The 25,000-nt window shown below is 32.0% G+C and carries 21 protein-coding genes, 1 riboswitch and 1 other annotated feature; of the genes, 3 read left to right on the top strand and 18 right to left on the bottom strand.

Going from position 1 to position 25,000, the window contains the following annotated elements; translation table 11 throughout:
• Positions 1 to 33 precede the first annotated feature (33 nt).
• Positions 34 to 1,539 (top strand): xylulokinase, encoded by a 1,506-nt coding sequence (xylB, locus tag EBB51_RS04145; RefSeq protein WP_123053298.1) that lies wholly within the window; start codon positions 34 to 36, stop codon positions 1,537 to 1,539.
• Positions 1,540 to 1,644: 105 nt separating this feature from the next.
• On the opposite strand, the gene lysA is transcribed toward xylB, so the two are convergent.
• From lysA to EBB51_RS04060, 17 genes are all read right to left on the bottom strand, one after another.
• Positions 1,645 to 2,943 carry a diaminopimelate decarboxylase gene (gene lysA / locus EBB51_RS04140; protein ID WP_123053297.1) on the bottom strand — a complete coding sequence of 433 codons (1,299 nt, stop codon included), beginning with the start codon at positions 2,941 to 2,943 and terminating at the stop codon, positions 1,645 to 1,647.
• A 20-nt stretch (positions 2,944 to 2,963) separates the two neighbouring features.
• Complete coding sequence (locus EBB51_RS04135; RefSeq protein WP_123053296.1) at positions 2,964 to 4,166, bottom strand: aspartate kinase; 1,203 nt, start codon at positions 4,164 to 4,166, stop codon at positions 2,964 to 2,966.
• Positions 4,167 to 4,295: 129 nt separating this feature from the next.
• Positions 4,296 to 4,501: riboswitch (Lysine riboswitch) on the bottom strand.
• Positions 4,502 to 4,756: 255 nt separating this feature from the next.
• A complete protein-coding gene (locus EBB51_RS04130; RefSeq protein ID WP_123053295.1) occupies positions 4,757 to 5,602 on the bottom strand; it encodes a DeoR/GlpR family DNA-binding transcription regulator in 846 nt (281 codons plus the stop codon).
• Between the two features lie 267 nt (positions 5,603 to 5,869).
• Positions 5,870 to 6,574 carry an L-ribulose-5-phosphate 4-epimerase gene (locus EBB51_RS04125; protein ID WP_123053294.1) on the bottom strand — a complete coding sequence of 235 codons (705 nt, stop codon included), beginning with the start codon at positions 6,572 to 6,574 and terminating at the stop codon, positions 5,870 to 5,872.
• A gap of 85 nt (positions 6,575 to 6,659) precedes the next feature.
• Positions 6,660 to 7,709 (bottom strand): hypothetical protein, encoded by a 1,050-nt coding sequence (locus EBB51_RS04120; RefSeq protein ID WP_123053293.1) that lies wholly within the window; start codon positions 7,707 to 7,709, stop codon positions 6,660 to 6,662.
• Between the two features lie 25 nt (positions 7,710 to 7,734).
• Positions 7,735 to 8,580, bottom strand: a complete 846-nt coding sequence (locus tag EBB51_RS04115; protein WP_123053292.1) for an L-ribulose-5-phosphate 3-epimerase — start codon at positions 8,578 to 8,580, stop codon at positions 7,735 to 7,737.
• 18 nt (positions 8,581 to 8,598) lie between these two features.
• On the bottom strand, positions 8,599 to 8,904 hold the full coding sequence (locus tag EBB51_RS04110) for a PTS sugar transporter subunit IIB (RefSeq protein ID WP_123053291.1): 306 nt from the start codon (positions 8,902 to 8,904) through the stop codon (positions 8,599 to 8,601).
• Positions 8,897 to 10,384 (bottom strand): PTS ascorbate transporter subunit IIC, encoded by a 1,488-nt coding sequence (locus EBB51_RS04105; RefSeq protein WP_123053290.1) that lies wholly within the window; start codon positions 10,382 to 10,384, stop codon positions 8,897 to 8,899. Before EBB51_RS04105 ends, EBB51_RS04110 begins: the two co-directional genes overlap by 8 nt.
• A gap of 45 nt (positions 10,385 to 10,429) precedes the next feature.
• On the bottom strand, positions 10,430 to 10,888 hold the full coding sequence (locus tag EBB51_RS04100; RefSeq protein WP_190285325.1) for a PTS sugar transporter subunit IIA: 459 nt from the start codon (positions 10,886 to 10,888) through the stop codon (positions 10,430 to 10,432).
• A gap of 24 nt (positions 10,889 to 10,912) precedes the next feature.
• Positions 10,913 to 12,016 carry an L-ascorbate 6-phosphate lactonase gene (gene ulaG / locus EBB51_RS04095; RefSeq protein ID WP_123053289.1) on the bottom strand — a complete coding sequence of 368 codons (1,104 nt, stop codon included), beginning with the start codon at positions 12,014 to 12,016 and terminating at the stop codon, positions 10,913 to 10,915.
• 292 nt (positions 12,017 to 12,308) lie between these two features.
• Positions 12,309 to 12,473, bottom strand: coding sequence for a zinc-ribbon domain-containing protein (locus EBB51_RS04090; protein ID WP_123053288.1), 165 nt, complete (start codon positions 12,471 to 12,473; stop codon positions 12,309 to 12,311).
• Positions 12,474 to 12,641: 168 nt separating this feature from the next.
• Complete coding sequence (hydE, locus tag EBB51_RS04085) at positions 12,642 to 13,694, bottom strand: [FeFe] hydrogenase H-cluster radical SAM maturase HydE (protein WP_123054973.1); 1,053 nt, start codon at positions 13,692 to 13,694, stop codon at positions 12,642 to 12,644.
• A 58-nt stretch (positions 13,695 to 13,752) separates the two neighbouring features.
• Complete coding sequence (locus EBB51_RS04080; protein WP_123053287.1) at positions 13,753 to 15,897, bottom strand: UvrD-helicase domain-containing protein; 2,145 nt, start codon at positions 15,895 to 15,897, stop codon at positions 13,753 to 13,755.
• 43 nt (positions 15,898 to 15,940) lie between these two features.
• Positions 15,941 to 17,770 (bottom strand): ATP-dependent zinc metalloprotease FtsH, encoded by a 1,830-nt coding sequence (gene ftsH, locus EBB51_RS04075; RefSeq protein ID WP_123053286.1) that lies wholly within the window; start codon positions 17,768 to 17,770, stop codon positions 15,941 to 15,943.
• 155 nt (positions 17,771 to 17,925) lie between these two features.
• The gene (gene proS / locus EBB51_RS04070) at positions 17,926 to 19,362 is read right to left on the bottom strand and encodes a proline--tRNA ligase (protein ID WP_123053285.1); all 1,437 of its coding nucleotides are present in this window, start codon (positions 19,360 to 19,362) and stop codon (positions 17,926 to 17,928) included.
• 68 nt (positions 19,363 to 19,430) lie between these two features.
• Positions 19,431 to 19,653: a binding site (T-box leader), on the bottom strand.
• A 100-nt stretch (positions 19,654 to 19,753) separates the two neighbouring features.
• On the bottom strand, positions 19,754 to 21,109 hold the full coding sequence (locus EBB51_RS04065; protein WP_123053284.1) for a PFL family protein: 1,356 nt from the start codon (positions 21,107 to 21,109) through the stop codon (positions 19,754 to 19,756).
• A gap of 11 nt (positions 21,110 to 21,120) precedes the next feature.
• Positions 21,121 to 21,390, bottom strand: a complete 270-nt coding sequence (locus EBB51_RS04060; protein WP_123053283.1) for an ACT domain-containing protein — start codon at positions 21,388 to 21,390, stop codon at positions 21,121 to 21,123.
• A 262-nt stretch (positions 21,391 to 21,652) separates the two neighbouring features.
• Between EBB51_RS04060 and EBB51_RS04055 the strand changes: the two genes are divergently transcribed.
• Positions 21,653 to 22,081 (top strand): hypothetical protein, encoded by a 429-nt coding sequence (locus EBB51_RS04055; protein ID WP_123053282.1) that lies wholly within the window; start codon positions 21,653 to 21,655, stop codon positions 22,079 to 22,081.
• A gap of 166 nt (positions 22,082 to 22,247) precedes the next feature.
• Entirely contained in the window at positions 22,248 to 22,997 is a 750-nt protein-coding gene (locus tag EBB51_RS04050) for a LysE family transporter (protein WP_123053281.1), read from the top strand.
• A 101-nt stretch (positions 22,998 to 23,098) separates the two neighbouring features.
• Here the strand turns inward: EBB51_RS04050 and EBB51_RS04045 are convergent, their stop codons facing one another.
• Positions 23,099 to 24,451 (bottom strand): APC family permease, encoded by a 1,353-nt coding sequence (locus EBB51_RS04045; RefSeq protein ID WP_123053280.1) that lies wholly within the window; start codon positions 24,449 to 24,451, stop codon positions 23,099 to 23,101.
• Positions 24,452 to 25,000: the final 549 nt, after the last annotated feature.

Here is a 25,000-nt window from a genome sequence, read left to right as displayed (position 1 = left end):
TAATCTTAGCCTTTATTCTAAGGAGGAAATAATATGAGATATATGTTGGGAATAGATGTTGGAACATCAGGTACAAAGACGGCACTATTTAATGAAATGGGAAAAACAATTTCTTCGGTAACTGTTGGCTATAAAATTATACAACCTCAAGTTGGATGGGCAGAGCAAAATCCTGAGGATTGGTGGCAAGCAACTAAAAATGGAATTATTAATGTTATAAATAAAAGCAAGGTAAATTCAAAAGATATTAAAAGTATTGGATTAACAGGACAGATGCATGGGCTTGTTTTACTAAATAGTAAAGGTGAGGTTTTAAGAAATGCGATAATTTGGTGTGATCAAAGAACAGATAATGAATGTAAAGAACTAACAAATCAGTTTGAATTAAAAAAGTTGATTTGCATTACTGGGAATCCAGCTATGACAGGTTTTACATTATCTAAACTTATGTGGATAAAAAAGAATGAACCTGATGTTTACCGAAAATCAGATAAATTATTGCTGCCTAAAGATTACATTAGATATAAATTAACGGGAGTTTTTGCAACAGAAGTATCTGATGCTAGTGGTACGCAAATGCTTGATATTAATTCTCGAAAGTGGAGTAATGAGTTACTGGATGAATTAGATATTTCAAATGATATTTTACCACCGGTGTATGAATCAACTTATGTTACTGGAACACTTAAATCTAATGTTGCTAAAGAAATTGGACTAAATATAGATACTAGTGTGGTTGGTGGTGCAGGTGATCAAGCGGCGGCAGCCATTGGAAATGGTATCTATAAAGAAGGCATAATTTCTACTAGTATTGGAACATCTGGAGTCGTTTTTGCTGCCACTAACAAACCTGTTTTAGATAAATTAGGACGTGTTCATACATTATGTCATGCTGTTCCGGGTATGTGGAATGTTATGGGTGTTACTCAAAGTGCAGGATTATCACTAAAGTGGTTTAAGGAAAATTTCTGCAGTGATGTGGTTGATAAGGCTACTAAAACTAGTAAAAATGTATATGACTTATTATCAGATATGGCTTCTCATTCAAAACCAGGAGCAAATGGTATAATATATTTACCTTATCTTATGGGGGAAAGGTCACCTCATTTAAATCCAAAAGCTAAAGGCATGTTTTTTGGATTTACACATGCAAATACCAAAGATGATTTTATACGAAGTATTTTAGAAGGAGTTTCTTTTAGTCTAAAAAATTGTTTAGATATTATGTTAAATATGAACATCAATCTAGAGGAAATTCGTGTTTGTGGTGGTGGAGCTGAAAGTATAGTTTGGAAGCAGATATTGTCTGATATTTTTGAGTATCCGTTATTTACTTTAAGGACAACGGAAGGTCCTGCGTTGGGGGCTGCAATTTTAGCAAGCGTTGGTGCCGGAATTTATGAATCAATTGAAGATGCATGTAATTTAATTCTTCATTGTCAAAACAAGATAACTCCTAATCCTTTAAATTACTCTGCTTATTCTAAAGCATATGCTAAGTATAATCATATGTATCCTGCAGTTAAAGAGTTTTTTTAAGCTAAAATAAAATGAAACGTAGGTTTAAATAAAACAACTACTAGGAAGATTTCTAGTAGTTGTTTTGAGTTTTTATTAACCACTAGACTAACAAAAGCAAAACTTTTATAGAAGTATTTCATCTTCTACTATTTGTTCAAAGCTCTGGCGTCTGCAAATAAGCTTATTTTCTCCGTCTTTAACCATAACTACTGCAGGTTTAGGTATTTTATTATAGTTACTGGACATTGAGTACCCATATGCTCCAGTAGTAAATACTGCTAATATATCACCACTTTCAGGTTTTGAGATTGTAATATCATTTAATAATATATCTCCAGATTCGCAGCATTTTCCCGCTATAGCAACTTTGTCCTTAAGCGTATTTTCAACATTATTTGCTATTACACACTCATATTCTGCATTGTATAAAGATGGTCTTATATTATCAGTCATTCCTCCATCAACAGATACATATTTTCTTATATTTTCTATTTCCTTTATTGAACCTACTGTATATAAGGTAGTACCTGCATTTCCAATTATTGACCTTCCAGGTTCTATAACAAGTATAGGAAGCTTTATGCCAATACTTTTTGCAGCATCCTCAGCCTTATTCAATATGCTTTCACAAAACTTTTCTACTTTTTGAGGTTTATCTCCTTCCTTGTAGTAAATTCCAAATCCACCTCCAAGATCAAGTTCCTCTATTTCATAATTCAATTCATCCTTAATTCTTCCTATAAATGAAAGCATTATTTCAACTTCTCTTTCATAAGGTTCAATTTCAAATATCTGTGATCCAATATGGCAGTGAAGTCCTTCTAGCTGTATATTAGGAAGTGTTAAAGCTTTTTTTACTGCTTTTATAGCATCATCATTGGGAAGTGTAAATCCAAACTTTGAATCAATTTGACCAGTTTTTATATAATCATGCGTATGTGCTTCTATTCCTGGAGTTATTCTAAGAAGTACTTTTTGGACAACATTTTTTTGTAAGGCAATATAATTTATTTTTTCTAATTCATAAAAGTTATCAACTACAAATCTTCCAACCCCTAAGTTAATTCCCATCTCAATTTCTTCTATCGTTTTATTATTTCCATGAAAATATATATTTTTTGCTGGAAATCCACTCTTAAGTGCAGTATATAATTCTCCCCCAGAAACAACATCCAAATTAAGTCCTTCACTATTTACTATCTGACACATAGACATGGTCAAAAATGCCTTTCCTGCATATGCTACTTTATTTCCACATTCCTTTACTTTAAAAGCCTCATAATACCTTCTACACTGGCTTCTTACAAGTTTCTCATCTATCACATAAAGCGGAGTTTTAAATTCTTTTGCCAGATCCAGTGTACTAACCCCCCCAATAAAGAGGACATTATCTTTTACCTCCATATTGCCAACTAACTTCATTACATTTTCCTCCCAATATTTTATAGATTAAACTCTTTAGCTACAATATTTACTGCCTTAACCTTATCTTCTTGCTTTATAGCACATGTAATTCTTATTTCAGATGTAGTTATCATCTTAACTTCTATATTATTGTCACTCAATAACTTAAGCATTTTAGCTGCAACACCAGATGTTGTTTTCATTCCTATACCAACTACTGAAAATTTAGTTATATCCTCATCTATAGCTATCTTTGCCTTGTCTTTGCAAAATCCATTTATTATACCTAATCCTTCTTTTAAATCAGTTTTAGGTATAGTAAATGATAAACTAACTTTACCATCCATTGGTGCAGTTTGACTTATCATATCTATATTTATTCTCTTGCTTGCTACTTTTTCAAATAAATCAGCTATTAAGTTTATGTCACTTTCAATTTCCCTTATTGTTATCGCAGCATCCTCATCACTTGTAGCAAGTCCTGTTACTGGTTTACTTTCCATATTCACTTTATTCAACCCCCTAATTATAGTTCCTTTTATACTGCTGTTACTTAACCCAACATAAATTGGTATATTGTACTTTTGACCAAGTTCTATAGATCTAGAATGCATTATTTGTGCCCCAAGACTTGAAAGTTCAAGCATTTCTTCATAATCTATTTTGTCAAGTTTTTTAGCATTCTTATACTTTCTTGGATCAACACTGTATATTCCATCTACATCTGTATATATTTCACATGTTCCATTTAGCTTTACAGCTATAGCAACAGCTGTAGTATCTGATCCTCCTCTTCCAAGGGTTGTTATATCCCCATCTTCATTTATACCTTGAAATCCTGCTATAATCACAATTTTCCCTCTTTTTAGGCTGTCTTTTATATTCTTACCGTCTATATCTTTAATAAGGGATTTACCATACCCGCCAAATGTTTTTACTTCTGCTTGATATGCTGTATAGCTTACAGCATCATAACCTTTGTCTTTAATTGTCATAGCTAAAAGAGCTGCTGAAACCATTTCTCCTGTAGATAAAAGAGCATCCAATTCTCTCTTGTCTGGATTTTCAGTAACTTTACTAGCAATTGATATTAAGTTGTCTGTAGTATTTCCCATTGCTGATACTACTACAACTACATCATTTCCAGCTTCTCTTTTCTTTATAATAGTTTCTGCAACCTTTTTTATCTTTTCCACAGATCCAACAGAACTTCCACCATATTTCTGAACAACAATAGCCATAGTATACATCCTCTCCTTAAATGATTTCTGGCAAAGAAACTATGCCCTAATTTAGTATAAAAATAAATACAGCAAAGGAGGAACACCTTTGCTGCATAACAATAATTACTTTCTGCAACCATACAAGTGTACCTTTGTAGCTCTCCACTCACTAATCACATTTTTATAAAATTAACTAGAAAATGTTTTTTAAGTGACAGCTTTACACATATTATGTATAAAGCCAGAAAATAATTTTGCCAAGTTATTTTCTTCGGCTGCAATTCCTTTTTTTATTTTTCATCGTCTGCCAACTAGAAATAAATACTATTAATTACAGCACCTCTACCCTAAGGTAAGTTTCTTTATGTTTTTTATTAAATTGTTCTTAGTTTAACACAAATATTTATCCCTTTCAAGTTATTTTTTATATTTCGTAATTCATAATATAAAAACAGAGGACAGATGACAGTGAAAGTTGATTTTTTGCTAACGCAAAAAAATCTTTAAATTTATATAAGTTAGCAATGTTTCGCTTTATCGAAACGGGTTATCAAAAGTTTAATTAAAGATTTTTCGTAAGTATAGCGGAGAAAAATCCTCCTTCATTGTCAATTGTCCTCTGTCCTATGTTCTCTGACTTCTGTCCTCTGTCCTTTGTCCTCTGCCTTTGTCCTCTGTCCTCCAAAAAAGTCTTCCTTTTTCACCTGATAAACTTGGATACCAGCTTCTCTCATAAGTGCAAGCACATCTTCTGGAGCCTTTTCATCCGTAATTAAATGTGTCACCTTATCAATTGGACAACTAATAAAGCTGCTGTTTTTCCCGATTTTTGTATGATCTGCTAATATGTATACATTTTGTGTCACATGATCAATCATCAATTCATTGATATTCACTTCATTTGCATTTTCAGTTGTCATACCCGTTATTGGTGAAATTCCTGAACAGCCTATGAATGATTTTTTAGCATATACTGTCTGCAGATTTCTAATTGCAAAATCACCTACCATAACTTCTTTTGGATGCCTAAGTTCTCCTCCAGTTAAAATAATATGAATCTCGGAACCATGCTCACATTCAAGTGCCCTGCCATTGTTCGTTATGACTGTAACATTTCTACTTGTAATATATCTTAAAATTTGAAGAGCAGTGCTGCTTGTATTTACAAATATAGAATCATCATTTTCTACTAATGTTGCTGCATATCGTGCAATCAATTCACGATACATTTGCACTTCATCAACCTTAGATTCTTCACTTTGGATCAGTTTTGCTCCTCCATAAAAGCGAACTAACTTCTTTTTTTCTTCTAGATATTGCAAATCCCTTCTGACAGTTAATAAAGAGACACCTAATATTTTAGATAAATCTTCTACACGTACCTGTAAATTTTTATTAAGTATTTCTAGTATTCGTTTTCTTCGATTATCTATATACGCCTTTTCCCTTTTCATATGATGCTCCTTTATAAAAGATTATAGCACTTATGTTGAAAACAGTCATTAAGTTATATCAAAAAATAGAGGACATAAAACATAGGACAATTGACAGTGAAGGTCGATTTTTTGCTAACGCAAAAGAATCTTTAAATTTATATAAATATATAAATTAGCAATGTTTCGCTTTAGCGAAATGAGTTATCAAAAATTTAATTAAAAATTTTTCGTAAGTGCAGCGAAGAAAAATCATCCTTCTCTGTCCTCTGTCCTCTATTTCTAATATTATTTGCAATTATTCTTTGTTTGTCCATAGTATGCATTTGCACCATGTTTTCTGTAATAATGCTTATCCATAAGTTCCTGTGGTGCTTGACCCACTTTGGGGTTTATCGTCTCGCATAGTGCAGCCATTTTTGCAACTTCTTCTAGTACCACTGCATTATGTACTGCTGTCTTTCCATCTTTTCCCCATGTAAATGGACCATGATTTTTACAAAGTACTGCTGGCATTGCCTCATAGTCATTATTTTTGAATCCTTCTGTCACAATCAGCTTACCTGTGTTCATTTCATACTTTTCCAGTTCTTTTTTTGTAAGATTTCTTACACATGGAACTGTCCCATATAAATAGTCTGCATGTGTTGTTCCATAGCATGGAATTCCCCTACCTGCCTGTGCCCAGCTTGTCGCCCAAGGAGAATGCGTATGTACAACGCCGCCTATATTCGGAAATGCTTTATATAATTCCACATGAGTAGCTGTATCTGATGAAGGATTATATTCTCCTTCTACAACTTTACCATTTAAATCAACTAATACCATATCTTCAGGACGTAATTTTTCATAATCTACACCACTTGGTTTAATAGCAAAATAGCCTGTTTCACGATCGATTTCACTGACATTTCCCCATGTAAATGTAACTAATCCATACTTGGGTAATAACATATTTGCTTCATATACTTTTTGCTTTAACGTTTCTAACATATTTAACCTCCGATATCTGTTAACATTTTTTAAAATTTCCGCCTACATACTAGTGGGCGGAAATTTTTAGACGGCTTTCGTTTTTTTATGCCTCTAATATATACATTGCAACTTCATTAATTTCACGATTCGTAGATATAATAATATCTTTTCCTTCTTTCTTATATCTAAATACATTTGCAGGTCCGCAGTCTTTATCAATAATTTGAGCCTTGTAATCACCTTTCACTTTATCATACGTAAATACGATTAAATTTCGTTCTCCTTTTCTGTGTCCTACAACCAATGCAGGTTTTCCGCATAATTCACCGCCGTAAATTGCATGTGTGAAATCTGCTTTTTTTTCATAATCATATATTTTCTCGAACTTCCCGTTCAATTTCTTATAAATACTTATCTGATCCCCATGAAACGGAGATAATACAGCAAGTTCTTTTTCTCCATCTTCATCCATGTCAACAAGTACCGCATCACTTGCAGGTACATCTAATAGTTTGTTAATATTCCAGCAGCTATCTACTGTTTCAGGTGGAATAAACTGATAAACTCCACAATCAGCTGATATAATACTAGTTTCCACTCCGTTATCTTTTACTCGATAATAACCATGATTTTTCAGCATATTATCTTTCAAAACAGTAAGTTTTAATTGATTTTCATCATTAAAAGCACTTAAATCGTCTGGCAAAACTGCTGCATATACTTTTCCAGGCACAGACCAATCTTCTTTAAATTCATGTCCTGATTTCAATGCACAAGCAATCAAGTAATTCACACCATTTCGCTTTACAATATCAAAACGATGTACATGTGGAAGTTTTACTAAAGTCCTCACTTCCCAGTTTCCTTTTGAAACTGGAGTTACAACAACAATCTTAGCTTCTTTTGAATCATTTGGTGAATAAAATTTATGTGTAGCAAGAAATTGACCATTGCTTCCTGGAACCTGTACCATACTCATAACGCCGCCAGGTTCACTCCAAACTGTATCCTCCAAATTTCCATCCTGATCAAACAATAGACATTTATCCGCTTTCTCTGCTGCTACCAACAAATGATCTTTATTATTATATTTTAATGGTGCTATTGAATAACACTTTGTTAAATTTGATATTATTTTCTTTTTAACTTTCATTATATATGTATCCTCTCTATGCCGCCTATTTTTGCTGGTTCAATATATCCGATGCCATATTATGTACTAACATCAAATCCTGCCTCCAGTCCTTATTTCCTGTATACCAAAACTCAGTTACAAATTTTCTAACTCCAATATCCCATGCTGCTTTAATTATTTTGGGAAAATCTACATGACCAGTTCCATATGGTACCTCTCTAAACTTTCCAGGACATGTTTCTTTTAGATGTAAAGATGTAATATGCCCTTTCCCAGACAGCAGATCCTGAACTTCATCATTACCAAGAGCAACTGCTGCATTCTTGATATTCCCAGAATCAGGGTATACACCTAAATATACAGAATCAACTTGTTTCACATAATACATTGCCTTCCATACAGTATTCATGAAATTGTTTTCCATGGTTTCCATTTCGAGTAAAACACCATATTTAGCTGCAATCATCGATATCTTTTTTAAATTTTTAGCAAACCTTTTCTGTGTTTCAGACGTAGACTTTCCATAGTACACATCATATCCAGGTATCATCACAATACGTATTCCCAGATCATCTGCTAATTGGATTGCCCTTTCTGCTATTTCCATTCCCTTTCTGCATAATTCATCATCATCATTTCCAATAGAATACTTTGTAAGTGCACTGACACACATAGAACGAATTGGAATTTCTGCATCAAACATATACTGTACCATTTTCAGACGTTCTTCTTTTGTCATATAAATACGATTGATTTTTTCATCTGTCTGGTCAATACTGATTTCCACAAAATCAAAGCCTGCTTCTTTTGCTGCCTTTAATTTTTCTTTCCAGCTAAGCTGCTTTGGCATTGATTTTTCATATAATCCTAATGTATACGTTTTTTCCATAATTGCCTCCATATATATCTAATCAATCACACCATGTTCTCTCAACTTTTCCTCAATTTCTTTTGCAGACATAATGTTGCGAAGTCCAACTACCTGTGTTCCTTTTTTTTCTGCATCTTTAAACATACTTGTAAAATTCTTAGCACATAATACGACATTATATTGTGATGCTGAACTTTTTCCTTCTGAAAGTGAACAATGCTGAAGTTTTCCAGGTTTAATTCCTACTTTATCTAATACCTTTTTCAATGTCATCTTCATCATTAAACTAGAACCTGCTCCATTTGCACAGCATACCATAAAACTTATATTTTCTTTATTCATTATTAACCATTCCTTTCATTTCTTTATATTCTTCATAGTCTTCTGTTATCTTAAAATAACCTTTTTTATCTAATCTATACTGTATTTGTGGAATAACAGCTAAACCAACTGCACAAATAATAATACCTGCATAACTCAAATATTTCATAATTACTGTCATGGTTGGCCATATAACTGCCCAATCCCACATTCCAAGATATCCACCATAAGCAGCCATACCAACCCATCCTGCAATAAATGCAGAACCAAATACTTGCACTATTCCCGAAAGGAATGGTAAAATCAATGCTGCTTTAATACCGCCTTTTTCATTTGCAAAAATTGCAATTGTTGCATTATCAAAGAATACAGGAACGAATCCGCAAATAACAAGTACTGGACTCTTTAATACAATTAGTACTGTGATTGCCAATATCTGACCCATAAATCCTGCTAAGAATCCAAGTGGTACTGCATTTGCAGAACCAAATCCGAAGATAACTGCACAATCTACACCTGGAATAGAACCTGGTAATAATTTATCTGCAATACCTTGGAAAGATTGTGTAAGTTCTGTTACGAATGTACGTACACCTAGTTGTAATATTGCAAGATATACCGCAAAATATAGACAAGTCTGAATTACATAGAATACCATACTTGAACCCTTTTTTAAGAAACCCTGTGCTGTTAAATAATCTCTTCCGAGAATCACAAGAATTGCCCCAAAGAAGATTAACATCAAAATAGAAGTACACACCATGTTGTCATTAAATATTGACATATAACTAGGTAACTCAATGTCATCAATTTTTTTGACTTTATTACCATCTTTTCTTTTTCCAAAAATTTTACCTGCCAGCCAGTAGTTTATTGCAACACCAAACATCTGTTGATGTGCTAGGCAGAATCCTGCTCCATCGGTTACTTCCTGACAAGGTTTTATAGTTAGATTCGACCCAACTGCCCAATACAATCCTAAAATTACTGACATAACAATCATCAATTTTATGTTGCCTTTTAATAAGAATGGACATGCAAACATGATTAGCCAATACGCCGTTGCTGCTTGCTGTACCTGCACATGTCCTGTAGTAAATAATGCTCTTAGTTTTGTATATTTACTGAAACGCACTAATAAAATGTTTACAATAAATGCAATTAATAAAAGTATCATTGCCTGACCAAACTCTTTGCCAAATACTGATTTTACTCCTACAGTAACTGCATTTTGTCCAAAGTATGGATCAATAACCATTGCATCCATATTGAATCTGCCTTTTAAGCCTACAAGTACCGGTCTAAAGTTGCTTACTAGTCCGCTGGAACCTACCATTAATATCAAGTATCCTACGATTGCTTTAATTACTCCTGCAAGTACATCGTACCATGGTTTTCCAAGTAGAATGTAACCAAACATAACGATTAATCCAATCATAAAAGCTGGCTGCTGCAATATATTTGTAGCAAAATATGACCAAATATTCATTAATACACTCATTTTATTTACCCTCCGTTTTCCCCCTGCATTCTATTTGTTTTCTTATTATTTATTCACATATTTTTTTTGAAGTTCCAATAACTCCCCAGGTGTATGAATTTTAGCCAATTCTTCAAGCAGCTTTTCATTCATTAGTATTTCTGACAAGTGTGCCATATTATTTAGATGTTCTTCTGGATTGCATGATGCAAGTGTAAAAAATAATTGCGCATCTTTTTCCGGATCTTCTAAATCAAAGCTAACTGGTTTTTCTAATTTCATAAAACTAATTGCTGTTTTATGAACCCCTTTTGCACATTCTTGCGAATGAGGCATTGCTACATTCGGTACAATTATTATATATGGTCCATACTTTTTCACACATGCAATAATATCTTCTTTATAATTTTCTTCTACAGTTCCATCTGCTTCCAATGGTTCACAACTCATGCGGATTGCCTCTTCCCAATCCTTTGCTTCTTTCGCAAACTTATAATGTTTCATCTCTACAAATTTTTTTAACAAAATGCTGCCCCCTTATCCTTAAGTCTATAAACACGAACGATATGGAATATTCTGTGGTGCTTCAAAACAATCTTCAAATCCTCTTCTATGATGATATGCCTTTTTATCCTTATCTGCTGGATAAATGTACTTACCACCTACTTCCCAGAAAAATGGATGAAATTTATAATCTAAACGATCTTTCTTCATATCATAAAGAACTCTGATTTCGTTTACATCTGCCATAAAATTTGACCATACATCATAATGAATTGGAATTACTACTTTACATCTAAGTGCTTCTGCCATACGCAAAACATCACTGGAAGTCATTTTATCTGCCATCCCTATTGGATTCTCTCCATAAGAAGCAAATGCTACATCAACATCATAATCTTTACCATGTTTTGCAAAGTAGATAGAATAATGAGAATCACCGCTGTGATATATATTTCCACCAGGTGTCTTAATAAGATAATTTACTGCTTTATCATCCATATCTGTAGGACACACTCCTGTAAGTTCTTTTCTATCAGGTCCTTGTGAATCTGTAGTTACGATACACGTACGGTCAAAAGAATCAAGTACTACAATTTCAAGATCTTTTATCCTAATAGTATCTCCAGGTTTTACAGTAATACATCTTTCAGCTGGAACTCCCCAGGATTGCCACAATTCAACTGATTTCTTAGGTCCAATAAATGGAACTGGAATTTCTTTCCCATCTTTATCAACTGTTGTCATGCCGCTTTTAATTACATGCGATGCATATTCTGCACTCATATGATCCTGATGATAATGAGTTGCTAATACTGCATCCACTTTTTTGATTTCAAAAGGATCAATTACAAATGGAATTGCTCGTAAATTTGGCTGCATTGCTCTCGCACCGCACATATTTGCCATTTGATGTCCTACTTTCATTTTGCCATTACCGTGTGTACGTTTACCATTACCGCACCATAAATCAATTGTAATATTACAATCTTCAGGTGTTTTTATCCAAAGTCCGGTACATCCCAGCCACCACATTGCTACATTTCCCGGTGCTACTTTTTCATTTTCAATTTCTTCGTTAAGCCATGTTCCCCATTCCGGAAATGCATTCATAATCCAACTTTCTTTGCTTATCTCATCAATCTTACTCATTTTTTCCTCCTTAAGTAAACGTTTTGTTCATTTTTATGTTTATTTATTTGTTTAATTGAATTTTATCACTATTTATGAATTATTGCAAGCAATTTATATGAACGTTTACATTTTTATATGATTATTTGAAGTATTGTAGTAATTTAAAGTTTTTTATATAAAATAAAGGTGTACTTCATATGAAATACACCCATATTGTAACTTAGTGCAGGGAATACTAGCGGTATTCCCTGCACAAAATAAAAAGTCCTATAAGAATTAATTCTTATAGGACTTAAATTGCAAAACAATATTAACCTCTGAATCCTCTATTGTTCTGTTGTTTTCTTGCTTTTCTGCAATCAGGACATCTCTTAGGTTCATTTTCAAAACCTTTTTCTTTATAAAATTCCTGTTCGCCTTCTGTAAATACGAATTCTTTTCCACAATCTTTACAAACTAAAGTTTTATCTGCCATCTTAACATTCCTCCTTTTCTATAGAATTAAGATTTAAAAATTGACTCACATTACGCTCCTAAAAAAGAAGAAATGTTACTCATACATTAAATCTTTCCACATTAATTATATAATAATTAATGATTACATTTAGTATATCATAATTACAAAATACAGGCAATACTTAATTTAATGAAAAACTTTATTTTTAACTCTAAATCCTTTACTTGAAGCTATGCTTCTCCCAATTGATTTTATTTTAGATGTTATACATCCTCTGCAGTGTGAAGGTGTATCACTAATACATACTTTTCCAGGATAAAGTGCATATAATTTTCTGTATTCACCTTCTGTTACATTTGGCATAACTACATTTGCACCACTTTGAAGTGCAATTATTCTCCCATTTGGATTTAATGTTTCCATAGCTGTAGTTGCAGGAATGTTAGCGTCTGGTATTAATAATCTCGTAAGTGCCATAACTTTTAGACTCATTATAAAATTTCCATCACTTTTATAATTTTTCAAAGGTGTATCTTGGTTTGGTACAAATGGTCCAAGTCCAATCATATCAGCTTCTACGTCCCTAAAAAATAAAATATCATCTGCTAACGATTCAATTGTTTGATTTGGAAGTCCAACCAGACACCCTGTCCCAAGTTCATAACCAAGCTGCTTTAAATTTTTAAGGCATAATTTTCTATTTTCATGGCTCATTCCAGGATCCATATATTCATATAGTTTTTTGTCAGTAGTCTCTATCCTCATAAGATATCTATCTGCTCCAGCTTCCTTATATGCTTTATATTCTTCATAAGTCTTTTCTCCAATACTTAAAGTAACAGCTGCATCCATTTTTTTTATATTTGTTATTATGTATTTTAGTTTATCTACAGTATAGTATTCATCTTCCCCTGATTGCATAACTATAGTTTTATATCCATATTCAACTGCATTTGATGCAAATTCTATTATTTGATCTGAAGTAAGCCTGTATCTTTTTATATTAGTATTAGAAGACCTTAATCCGCAGTACAAGCAATTCCTCTTGCATATGTTGGAAAACTCTATAATCCCCCTTAAGTGTACTTCATCCCCAACATACTTATTTCTAACTCTATCTGCTGCACTAAATAATTCTTGATTGCAATCATTATTTTTAAGTATTTGTATTAATTCATCCCTGTTCAAGTCATGTTTTTGCTCTATTTTTTTTATTAAAATTAATATAGAATTATCCATATAACATGCAATTCCTTTCCTACTTACTTTTACAAAAAAAGCTTTCAAAATTGAAAGCTTAATTTGTAAGATTATATACATATAATTCATGTAGAGCTCTTGTTGCCATAACATATTTTAATCTGCCTTCACCCTCATCATGTGGTATTTGCATATTGATGAGAATAACTGAATCAAATTCAAGACCTTTGGCAAAATATGATGGAATGATTACTTCTCCACTTGAATATAATACATCTTCACTATTAAATATAGTAATATGGTGTTTCTTTTTGATACGAGATCCTAAGTTCAGTGTCTGCTGCATATCTTTACAAATTACTGCAATGCTTTCATAACCTTTGTACTTTGACTCTATAATATCATTAATTACTCCATCTGTAAGTTCATCCATAGTGTGCACTTGTTTCTCTACAACTTCTTCTCCACTTCTAATAGGCGGCAAAGTATCATTATATTTTATGTACTTATTTGCATAATTCATTATTTGCTGCGTAGATCTATAACTCTTTAATAGGCTAAAGTATTCTATATTTAAATCCTTAAATACACTTTGTAAATTGAGCATAGGAGTTTCACCTCTAATAGGTAAAAGCCTTTGATTGCTATCTCCAACTATAGTAAAAGACTTACATCTAGTGAGTTCCTTTATAACCAGAAATTGAAGCGGAGAATAATCTTGAGCTTCATCTATAACTACATGTCTTATATCTTGTTTAAATTTAATACCTTCAAGCTTTATTTTTAAATATATTATAGGTGCCAAATCATCATATATTAGTTCCTCATTAGAAAAACTATCTTGGTTAAACTTCCTGTATATATCTACAATGTCTTCATTTTCAAGCCACGATAAACTTTCTTTTACCCTCATGACTTCTTTTATAACATTTCTTATTGCATTTTTTCTCTTAAATATCAAATTATTTAACTCGTTATTTAGTTCTTCTTCTGCTAGTTTGCCCTTATCTTCTTTATACTTAGCCTCTATATTCCTTACAAGTCTATCTCTCTCATCTTTTATCTTAGAAAAAATTATTAATTTTACTTTTTTATTTCTTCTAAATAAAGGCATATATTTAAAATAGTGATTAAACATTTCTTCAATTTCATCTGAGCTTACTATAATGTTATCATAGAATTCAACATCTTCTATATTAAAATATCCATAGTCAAGTTTTTCAACTAGTGAATTTAGTTCTTCTATATAATCTATCGAACCCTTATAAATTATGGACTTATGTAGTTTTTCATCATTACTCAAAACTTTTTCCATATAATCTTTAAAATCTACAACTTTTTCATTTGAATTTATAATATCCAAAGCAAAGTCAACAAAAGTAGTTTGCTTAACACCAACTTCACCTAAACTTGGAAGTACTGTAGATATATAATCCATAAATATACTATTAGGTCCTATTATTAAAACTTTATCCTGCAAGCTCTCCCTAAAATTATAAAGCAAGTATGCAACCCTATGAAGAGCTATTGTAGTTTTTCCTGTTCCAGCTGTACCATTTACAACTATAACCTTATTCTTTGGCTGTCTTATGATTTCATCTTGTTCAGCTTGTATAGTCATGACTATATCTTTTAACTTGTCACCTGAATTTTTGCTTAAAACCATTTGAAGTATTTCATCCTTCACATCTAAACTTGAATCAAACATTCCTAAAAGTTTCGATTTTTTAATTATAAACTGTCTTTTAGCAGTGACATTAGCTTTTACCTTACCCATAGGAGCCTCATACGAAACTTCTCCAAGTTTTCCAGCATAAAATACAGAACTTATTGGAGCTCTCCAATCTACAACTATAGGTTCTTCCTCACCTTCCTTATTGAGTCCAAATCTACCTATATATATTGTATTTTCACCAAACTTATCTTTAAAATCAACTTTGCCAAAGTAAGGTGACTCTTTTAATACAGTAAGCTGCTTGAGCTTTTTGTCCATCATTTTAAATACTTCTTCTTTTGCAAAAGCTTCATGATCAAAGTATTCTATTATCTTATCTTCATCATCCTTGTACTCCTCAAGGTTCTTCTTTCTCAAATCTAGTATATAGTCTGCTATTTTTTTTCTCTTTTCAATGGAGCTCAAAACTTGCCTTTTTATTTCAAGGAATACAGCGTCAAGTCTTTTACTTTCTAAATCAAATTGACTTTTTTTCTCTAATTCCTTATTCAATTCACTATTATCCATAATACATACCTCATCATAAATTTTGACTTACCCAAAATAATAATTATTCTATGACTTCCTTATTTTCATTTATGAGTGCCATAAATTCTTCACCCATAAGAGTTTCTTTTTCAATCAACTTTTCGGATACCTTAATAAGTAATGGTCTATTTTCACTAAGTATCTTTTCAGCTCTATTGTGTGCAGTCTTTATTATATTCAAAGTTTCCCCATCAATAGCTGTTGATGTCTCTGGGCTGCAATTTTGAACAGGTCTTCCATCCAAATACTTGTTTTGAACAGACTCAAGCCCCATCATATCGAATCTATCAGTCATTCCATAGATAGTAACCATACTTCTAGCAGTTTGAGTAGCCTTTTCTATATCATTAGATGCACCAGTAGAAATACTATTAAATTCAACTTCTTCTGCAGCTCTTCCACCAAGCATTACACATATTTGATCCAGCATTTCATCTTTACTATTAAGATATTTTTCTGTTGGAAGTTGTCTTGTATAACCTAAAGCCCCCATAGTAGTTGGAACTATGGTTATCTTATGCACAGGATCTGTATTTTTCAAAAGTGCAGCTATAAGTGCATGACCTACTTCATGAAAAGCAACCTCTCTCTTTTCCTTTTCAGATAAAATTCTATCCTTTTTCTCCTTACCAGCAATAATTACTTCAACTGCTTCTTCAAGATCATCTTGAATTACTTCTGTTCTATCTTTTTTAACAGCCCTTAAAGCTGCTTCATTTATTATATTAGCAAGGTCAGCTCCTACAGCTCCAGGAGTAGATTTTGCAATGTCGGTTAAATTTACATCTTGGGATATCTTAACTCCCTTTGCGTGAACTTTTAATATTTCTTCTCTTCCTTTTAGATCGGGTCTATCTACTATTATCCTTCTATCAAATCTCCCAGGTCTTAAAAGTGCTTTATCAAGTACTTCAGGTCTATTAGTTGCAGCTAAAATTACAACACCTTTTGAAGAATCAAATCCATCCATTTCAGAAAGCAGCTGATTTAAAGTTTGTTCCCTTTCATCATTAGCTGAAACATTATTATCTCTACTTTTACCAATTGCATCTATTTCATCTATAAACACTATACAAGGAGCTTTTTGCTGTGCTTGATCAAATAAATCCCTAACTCTCGATGCACCCATACCTACAAACATTTCCACAAAAGCAGAACCAGTTATAGAAAAGAATGGAACCTTGGCTTCTCCTGCTACAGCCTTAGCCAAAAGAGTTTTTCCTGTTCCTGGAGGTCCAACTAATAGTGCACCTTTAGGCAATCTAGCTCCTATATCCGTATACTTTTTTGGTGAGTGTAAGAAATCAACTATTTCAACCAAAGACTCCTTTGCTTCTTCTTGTCCTGCAACATCTTTAAATGTTACTCCAGTTTCACTTTCAGCATATATTTTAGCAGTATTTTTACCAAACGACATAACGCCATTACCAATTTTCTTATCCAATCTTCCAAATAAAAGTTTGCCCAAGAATAGGAAAATTATAATTGGAAGTATCCAGTTTACAACAAAATTCTTAATAGTACTATTTTCCTGCGGAAGCCCTCCATACTTTATTTTTGCAGTATCCAATTTTTTAACCAAATCGGGATCATCTATTCTTTCAGTATATAAGGTTTTTTGCTTTTCATTTGGGTTAGTTTTTTTGGGAATTATTATGAGCTTATCTCTAGATATTTGAACCTCTTCTATCTTATTTTGATTTATATAGTTTACAAAATCACTATATTTTATGTGTTTGGTTCTCATATTTACCATATAATCATTTAAGACAAATACTACAATAGCTACAATAACTGCATAGTAAATTGCATACTTTATCTTATTACCACCGAACTTTTTATCATTAAACATTCCTAGCCTCCAAACTATGTATTTTGTATTTTACTACTTCTATTTTAATATAATAATGTATATTTTTCAAAACATATATTTTACAAAAAGCTAATTAAAGAATAAGCCTAAAATACTTATTCTCTAATCAAAATACTTATTTAGTTAATTTAAATTTAATATGCTCTTCCCCAATAAACCATTTTTTTAGCTTTTTTACCGCAGCATACACATGTATCCGATATATTTTCTTGTTCAAATGGCATGCATCTTGAACTAGCTCCTGTAATTTCCTTTATTTTATCTTCACATTCAGGATCTCCACACCACATTGCCTTTACAAATCCAGTCTTGTTTTCAACTACATCTTTGAATTCATCCATACTTGCTGCCGTACTAGTTTTTTCTTCTAAAACTTCTTTAGCTGCGTTAAACATTGAATTATGAATATCTTCAAGTAATTGTGGTACTCTCGTCTCTAATTCATCCATAGGAACTACTATCTTTTCTCTAGTATCCCTTCTTACAAGCACAACTTGATTTTTCTCAATATCTTTAGGTCCAACTTCAAGACGTACTGGAACACCTTTCATTTCATATTCACTAAATTTCCAGCCGGGCATTTTATCTGAATCATCAATTTTAACTCTAGCAACTTTAGAAAGTCTATCCTTAAGTTCAATAGCCTTGTCAAGTACACCAGCTTTATGCTGTGCAATTGGAACAATAATAACTTGAACTGGAGCAATTCTTGGAGGAACTTTTAAACCATCATTATCACCGTGTACCATTATTATAGCACCAATTAAACGTGTAGTTACACCCCATGATGTTTGGTGTACATACTTAAGCTTACCTTCTCTGTCTAAAAATTTCATTCCAAATGCCTTTGCAAAATTCTGTCCAAGATAATGCGATGTTGCTGTTTGAAGTGCCTTTCCATCATGCATTAAAGCTTCTAGTGTATAAGTTGCATCTCCACCTGCAAATTTTTCACTTTCTGTTTTTCTTCCCTTTACAACTGGTATTGCAAGTAAGTTTTCAATTACATCTGCATATACATTTAGCATCTGTATTGTTTCTTTTTCTGCTTCTTCTTTAGTTTCGTGTATTGTATGGCCTTCCTGCCACAAAAATTCTGTAGTTCTTAAAAATGGTCTAGTAGTCTTTTCCCATCTTACAACAGAACACCATTGATTATATAATTTAGGTAAATCCTTATATGATTGAACTATCTTAGCATAGTGTTCACAAAACAATGTTTCAGAAGTTGGGCGAATACACATTCTTTCAGTTAATTTTTCATTTCCACCTTGTGTAACCCATGCAACTTCAGGTGCAAAACCTTCTACATGATCCTTTTCTTTTTGAAGTAGACTTTCTGGTATAAACATTGGCATATACACATTTTGATGGCCAGTATCTTTAAATCTTTTATCAAGAGCTGATTGAATATTTTCCCACATAGCATAAGCATATGGACGTATAATCATGCAGCCTCTAACACTTGAATAATCTGCTAATTCCGCTTTTTTTACAATGTCAGTATACCATTGTGTAAAATCTTCATCCATTGAAGTTATTTGTTCTACTAATTTTTTTTCATTTGACATAATAAAACACCTCTTATTACTTAATTTTTAACTTTTTTCAAATACAATAAAAAGTCCCGAACCCTACAATAAGGGACCGAGACTTAAACTTACGGCGGTGCCACCCTGATTAACATACTTAAATAAAAGTACATTCACTCATAATTTTAACGATTAATAACCGCTGTATCCTACTATTACTTCAGTACAGAACTCCAAGGCAGGTTCAAAATTGTCTTTTAGGAACTTTCACCATTCTTCCCTCTCTTAAAAAAGACTTGAATTTTTACTAATCCTCTTCTTTGTATTTAAATTTCAATTTTAAAACTTATTTTCCATGATAGAGCATACAAAGTTAATTGTCAACAGTTTGATAATTAAAAATTTATTTTAACAAAATCAGATCAATTTTTTAATTTTTGAAACTGTGTATAGGTGCTGGAATTCTTCCGCCTCTTTCTACAAATTTAGCACTGCTGAATTTACTTACATTCATAATAGGACAGCGTCCTAAAAGTCCGCCAAATTCTACAGTATCTCCAACATCCTTGCCCTCGCAGGGAATTACTCTTACAGCAGTAGTCTTATTATTTATTACACCTATTGCTGATTCATCTGCAATTATTGCAGAAATAGTTTCAGCTGAAGTACTACCTGGTAATGCAATCATATCTAATCCTACCGAGCACACACAAGTCATAGCTTCTAATTTTTCAAGACACAATGAACCTACATTAACTGCATCAATCATTCCTGCATCCTCACTTACAGGTATAAAAGCTCCACTCAATCCTCCTGCGTTACTACAAGCCATTACTCCACCTTTTTTAACAGCATCATTTAATAATACAAGACCAGCAGTAGTACCCGGTGCGCCGCAGCTTTCAACACCTAATTCTTCAAGTATACGTGCTACACTGTCACCAACTGCAGGTGTAGGTGCAAGTGATAAATCAACTATTCCAAATGGAACTTCTAATCTTTTTGAAGCTTCCTTTGCTACAAGCTGACCCATTCTAGTTATCTTAAATGCTGTCTTCTTTATTGTTTCTGCTGCAACATCAAAGCTAGCACCCTTTACACGCTCAAGTGCACATTTAACCACTCCAGGTCCGCTTACTCCAACATTTATAACTGTGTCTGGCTCTCCAACTCCGTGAAAAGCACCTGCCATAAATGGGTTATCTTCAACTGCATTTGCAAATATAACAAGTTTTGCACATCCAAGTCCATTATCATTCTTTGTAAGCTTTGCAGTAGATTTAACTATTTGACCCATTTCTCTTACAGCATCCATGTTTATTCCAGCTTTAGTTGAACCTACATTCACTGAAGAACATACAAGTTCAGTTCTGCTTAATGCCTCTGGAATTGATTTTATTAGTATATGATCTCCCTTTGTATATCCCTTATGAACTAATGCTGAAAATCCTCCTATAAAATTTACACCAACAGTTTTAGCAGCTGCATCCAAAGTTTCAGCATATTTTACATAGTCAGTATCATTTGATGAACCAGCTACCATTGATATTGGTGTTACAGATATTCTTTTATGTATAATAGGTATACCAAATTCATTTTCTATTTGCTCACCTACTTTTACTAAGTTTTCAGCAGACTTAGTAATTTTATCATATATCTTTGCTCTTGCCTTTTCGCCGTCGGAATCACAACAATCAAGTAGTGATATTCCCATAGTAATAGTACGTATATCTAATTTTTCTTCTTGAATCATTCTATCAGTTTCTAAAATACGATTTATATCCATATTTGCCCCTCCTATAGTTTATGCATAGAATTAAATATTTCTTCTCTTTGAATATTAACTTCTACTCCAAGCTCTTTACCTTTTTCTTTTAAAGCTTGTTTAACTTTATCAAAAGGTGCATTCATTTTGGATATGTCAACTAATGTTATCATTGTAAAATATTCTTCCATGATAGTTTGTGTTATGTCTAAAACATTAATTTGAAACTTTTCAAGTTCGGAAGTTATGCCAGCAATAATCCCTATCTTATCTTTACCAATTACAGAAATAATAGCTTTCATTTTATTCACTCCTCATAATATAAATTAAATAAGCAAGCCACGTAAAAGTTAGCTTATTTTTTAGCAATAAACAAACAAAGGTTTAATACAATATTACAAATTTACCAAAAGTTATTAACAAAGATTATATGCCAAATAAAAGGTTTTGTAAAGTTAATTTTATTATATATTTCGATAGAGTTAATTACGTTTATATACATTGTATTATATTTATATAAATTGTATCATATAGTATAGATAAATTTTTAGGGGGAATTTGATTATGGCAGACGATGCTGAAATAAGCTCTAATGGAATTAAACAAATAGATAATTATGTAGATAAATTTTTATCTAAAATGATAATACCTAAAAGCGAAGAATCAAGTTTTAAAGAAGAACTAAAATCTAATTTGATATTTAGTGTTGAAGAACTTCTTTCTAAAGGAGTTGAGGAAGACTTTGCTTTAAGGACTACATTTAATAGATTTGGAAGTGCCGACTATACTGAAAGTAACTTAAAAGACAATAATACTAATGTAAAGAAAATGAGTAATTCCGCGAGATTAATAGGAAAATTAATCTCCATTGCACTTTGTATAATACTTATAGGAATGTTAATTGCAAAAAGCAAGTATGTACCAATAGCTGCTTTTTTGACCATTGTATTTTGTATTATATTCATGTACAAAGATAAAAAACTTAGATTTTAAGCATGACAATATATTACATAAAGTTTACGATATTAAAATATGCATCATATTGAATATATATTATGTTGAGGATAAAATTACAGTATGTGAATAAAATAATTTTATAAACTAATTTTCATTGTAAATTTTAATAGGAAATATAATATTGAAAGCAGGAAATTGCCTTATGTTTAAGAATTTCTTTAGAGGAATACTCATAGGACTGATAACAGGTATGCCATTCGGTCCAATTGGTGCTATATGCCTTAAAAATACTCTTTCATTTGGTCGTAAATATGGATTGATATCGGGACTTGGATCAGCATTTGCAGATAGTATATTTGCTGGGCTTGCTGCATTGGGATTTATATTGGTAGAAAAGTTTATCGTTTTACATGAATTTTATTTGCACATACTAGGAGGACTTGTATTAGCTAGCTTTGGTATACATACTTTTTTGAATGAAAAAAACGATAGTAAAATTAAAATTATTGAAGCTCAAACTCAATTACCAGCAAGAAGCACTTCTTCTAGTATTTTACCACTTAAAGCTTTTACTTCAACATTTTTAATAGCCCTTGCAAATCCAGCAACTATTTTTTCATTCATAGCTGTATTTACAGGACTCCATATGACATCACGAATGCAAAATAATATTGGGAATAGAATAATTATGATTCTAGGAATATTTACAGGAAGCATGATATGGTGGTTCATATTAGTTTTTACTGCTGGAAGATTTAACAGCAAGTTGAATAAAAAGAATACAATTGTTATAGGTAAAGTTTTGAGTTCAATAATAGTGTTCTCAGGATTAATTATATTTTTAGGTGCATTTAATATATTTAGAATGCGAAGGCCGCCAATTTTACATTCAAAATTATTTGAAATATTTTTCAAAATTAAAACAAGAATACCATTTCATAGACTTAGGTAAGAGGATTTTTTCTCTTATCTTTTTAAATGCAATTTTTACTGTATAAAGAATACACATCATGAAAAAAGGGCTAAATAACTTAACCCTTTTTCATATCATACTTACTCAATAGCTTTTTTATTAGAGAACACAGCACCAAAAATCATTATAATAGCAAAAACAATTAAATATGCAGCGACTGCTATCTTATGAGAAAAACAAGCGGCAATTATCATAAAAATACATCCTGCTATGGAAACAATAGGTGCTACAAATCTCTTGAATGAGCTTAAATCTTTTTCTTTCTTCATCATCGCAATAAAAATAGGAATATATGCTGCATAAATAGTAACTATAGGTAACTCTGAAGAATCAAATGAGAAAAATCCAAACCAAGGTTTTGTTAAGTTAGCACCATAGAAGTACAATAACCATATACCAGAAAGAAGCAATCCAAAAATAGATGAATTTGTTGGCATATTTGTAGCACTATCAATTTGCTTAAATATATTTGGCTTTGGTCCAAGGTCTCTTGCTGCTAATGCATAAATGCCTCGAGTACATCCAAGCATTAATCCATTTAAAGCTCCAAGACAGGAGATAACAATAAATACAAAGAGTATTGTACCACCTGCCGCTGAAAAAACATTTTGAAATGCTAATTTAACTCCTGCTTCACCGCCGGCCATCATAACTTTATTTGTTACTGATCCAGCTAATCCAACATAATATAATATATAAATTATCATGATAGCAAAGGTTCCTCCAACAAGAGCTAATGGAAGATTTCTTTTTGCATCTTTTAACTCAGCATTGATACTTGTAGCAATAATCCATCCCTCATATGCAAACGCTGTAGCAACAACAGCCGTAAATAGTGCATTAGAAGTGTTTACTTCCTTTACTATTGTTGTAAAGTTATATGAAATCATACCATTACTAATACCTACAATTGTTCCAACTACAGCCATTAAAGCTAGTGGAATAATTTTTATAATAGTTGTACTAACTTGAAATTTACCTGCTAAAACTGGTGATAATGCATTTAATGTAAAGCTTGCTATCAAATATAAGCCTGCAATTGTCATACACTCTCCACCTGTAATTGAAAATCCAAATAATACACAAGTATATCTAGCTGAAACCCACGCTAATACCGATGTCAATGTTGGATAATAAATAAGTGCCATAAACCATCCAACATAATATGCATACTTTTTACCCAAAGTAGCTTGCGCATAATCTACTACACCATTTACATATTGATATTTAGTTGCCATTACAGCAAAAGTATAAGCACAAGAAATCATAATAATACCGCCTATAACCCAAGCTAATATACCTAGAGTAAGATTCCCCCCAGTTGCATTTAAAACTTTTTCTGCTTTGAAAAAAACGCCGCTTCCTATAACACTGCCGACAACCATTGCTATAGCCATACCCAGGCCGTACCTTTTTTCTAACTTTGTTTCCATAGTTAGCCCCCTTTTTGATTTATTAATGTTGTATATATTTTACATTCTTCTGCAATTTAAAACTTTAGAATGATAAAACAATACTCTTAATTAATGTTTAAATGCCCCAATTCGACTTTTTGTTGTAACACAGAAGTAACTATTGTGAATCTTCTATCTTAATTAATAATATGCAGATAGATTGAAATTTACAACGCATAAGTAACTATTGTAAACCTTTTATGTTATAACACTTTTTCAATTTTCATAATATTTAATATTTTCTGACTTAAGAACAAAGGCTTAATTTGTCTATTAAAATTTTGTATACTGCATTTGTTTATTTCTTATAATAACATCATTTTATAAGTAAATGCAATATGTTTCAAAATATTTTGTATTATAAGTTTATTGAAACTTAATTACCCCATAGGTTTATAATAGTTCAAAATAAAAGTACCCCTGGGGTACTAGTTACTGCAGTTCATCGTAAACTTTTTTAGACAATTGGGAAATAAATTCATCATTTTCTCCTTTAGTCATAATTGATATTATATATGGATTATTTGC

It is taken from the genome of Clostridium sp. JN-1 (assembly GCF_003718715.1).
GTDB lineage: Bacteria > Bacillota > Clostridia > Clostridiales > Clostridiaceae > Clostridium_AV.
Note: the sequence above shows the minus strand (reverse complement) of the source record. Positions and strands in the feature narration are given on the sequence as shown.

Excerpts from the sequence above, each read along its gene's own strand:
- xylB (WP_123053298.1), top strand. The coding sequence starts at position 34 with ATGAGATATATGTTGGGAATAGATGTTGGAACATCAGGTACAAAGACG.
- lysA (WP_123053297.1), bottom strand. The coding sequence starts at position 2,943 with ATGAAGTTAGTTGGCAATATGGAGGTAAAAGATAATGTCCTCTTTATT.
- EBB51_RS04135 (WP_123053296.1), bottom strand. The coding sequence starts at position 4,166 with ATGGCTATTGTTGTTCAGAAATATGGTGGAAGTTCTGTTGGATCTGTG.
- EBB51_RS04130 (WP_123053295.1), bottom strand. The coding sequence starts at position 5,602 with ATGAAAAGGGAAAAGGCGTATATAGATAATCGAAGAAAACGAATACTA.
- EBB51_RS04125 (WP_123053294.1), bottom strand. The coding sequence starts at position 6,574 with ATGTTAGAAACGTTAAAGCAAAAAGTATATGAAGCAAATATGTTATTA.
- EBB51_RS04120 (WP_123053293.1), bottom strand. The coding sequence starts at position 7,709 with ATGAAAGTTAAAAAGAAAATAATATCAAATTTAACAAAGTGTTATTCA.
- EBB51_RS04115 (WP_123053292.1), bottom strand. The coding sequence starts at position 8,580 with ATGGAAAAAACGTATACATTAGGATTATATGAAAAATCAATGCCAAAG.
- EBB51_RS04110 (WP_123053291.1), bottom strand. The coding sequence starts at position 8,904 with ATGAATAAAGAAAATATAAGTTTTATGGTATGCTGTGCAAATGGAGCA.
- EBB51_RS04105 (WP_123053290.1), bottom strand. The coding sequence starts at position 10,384 with ATGAGTGTATTAATGAATATTTGGTCATATTTTGCTACAAATATATTG.
- ulaG (WP_123053289.1), bottom strand. The coding sequence starts at position 12,016 with ATGAGTAAGATTGATGAGATAAGCAAAGAAAGTTGGATTATGAATGCA.
- EBB51_RS04090 (WP_123053288.1), bottom strand. The coding sequence starts at position 12,473 with ATGGCAGATAAAACTTTAGTTTGTAAAGATTGTGGAAAAGAATTCGTA.
- hydE (WP_123054973.1), bottom strand. The coding sequence starts at position 13,694 with ATGGATAATTCTATATTAATTTTAATAAAAAAAATAGAGCAAAAACAT.
- EBB51_RS04080 (WP_123053287.1), bottom strand. The coding sequence starts at position 15,897 with ATGGATAATAGTGAATTGAATAAGGAATTAGAGAAAAAAAGTCAATTT.
- ftsH (WP_123053286.1), bottom strand. The coding sequence starts at position 17,770 with ATGTTTAATGATAAAAAGTTCGGTGGTAATAAGATAAAGTATGCAATT.
- proS (WP_123053285.1), bottom strand. The coding sequence starts at position 19,362 with ATGTCAAATGAAAAAAAATTAGTAGAACAAATAACTTCAATGGATGAA.
- EBB51_RS04065 (WP_123053284.1), bottom strand. The coding sequence starts at position 21,109 with ATGGATATAAATCGTATTTTAGAAACTGATAGAATGATTCAAGAAGAA.
- EBB51_RS04060 (WP_123053283.1), bottom strand. The coding sequence starts at position 21,390 with ATGAAAGCTATTATTTCTGTAATTGGTAAAGATAAGATAGGGATTATT.
- EBB51_RS04055 (WP_123053282.1), top strand. The coding sequence starts at position 21,653 with ATGGCAGACGATGCTGAAATAAGCTCTAATGGAATTAAACAAATAGAT.
- EBB51_RS04050 (WP_123053281.1), top strand. The coding sequence starts at position 22,248 with ATGTTTAAGAATTTCTTTAGAGGAATACTCATAGGACTGATAACAGGT.
- EBB51_RS04045 (WP_123053280.1), bottom strand. The coding sequence starts at position 24,451 with ATGGAAACAAAGTTAGAAAAAAGGTACGGCCTGGGTATGGCTATAGCA.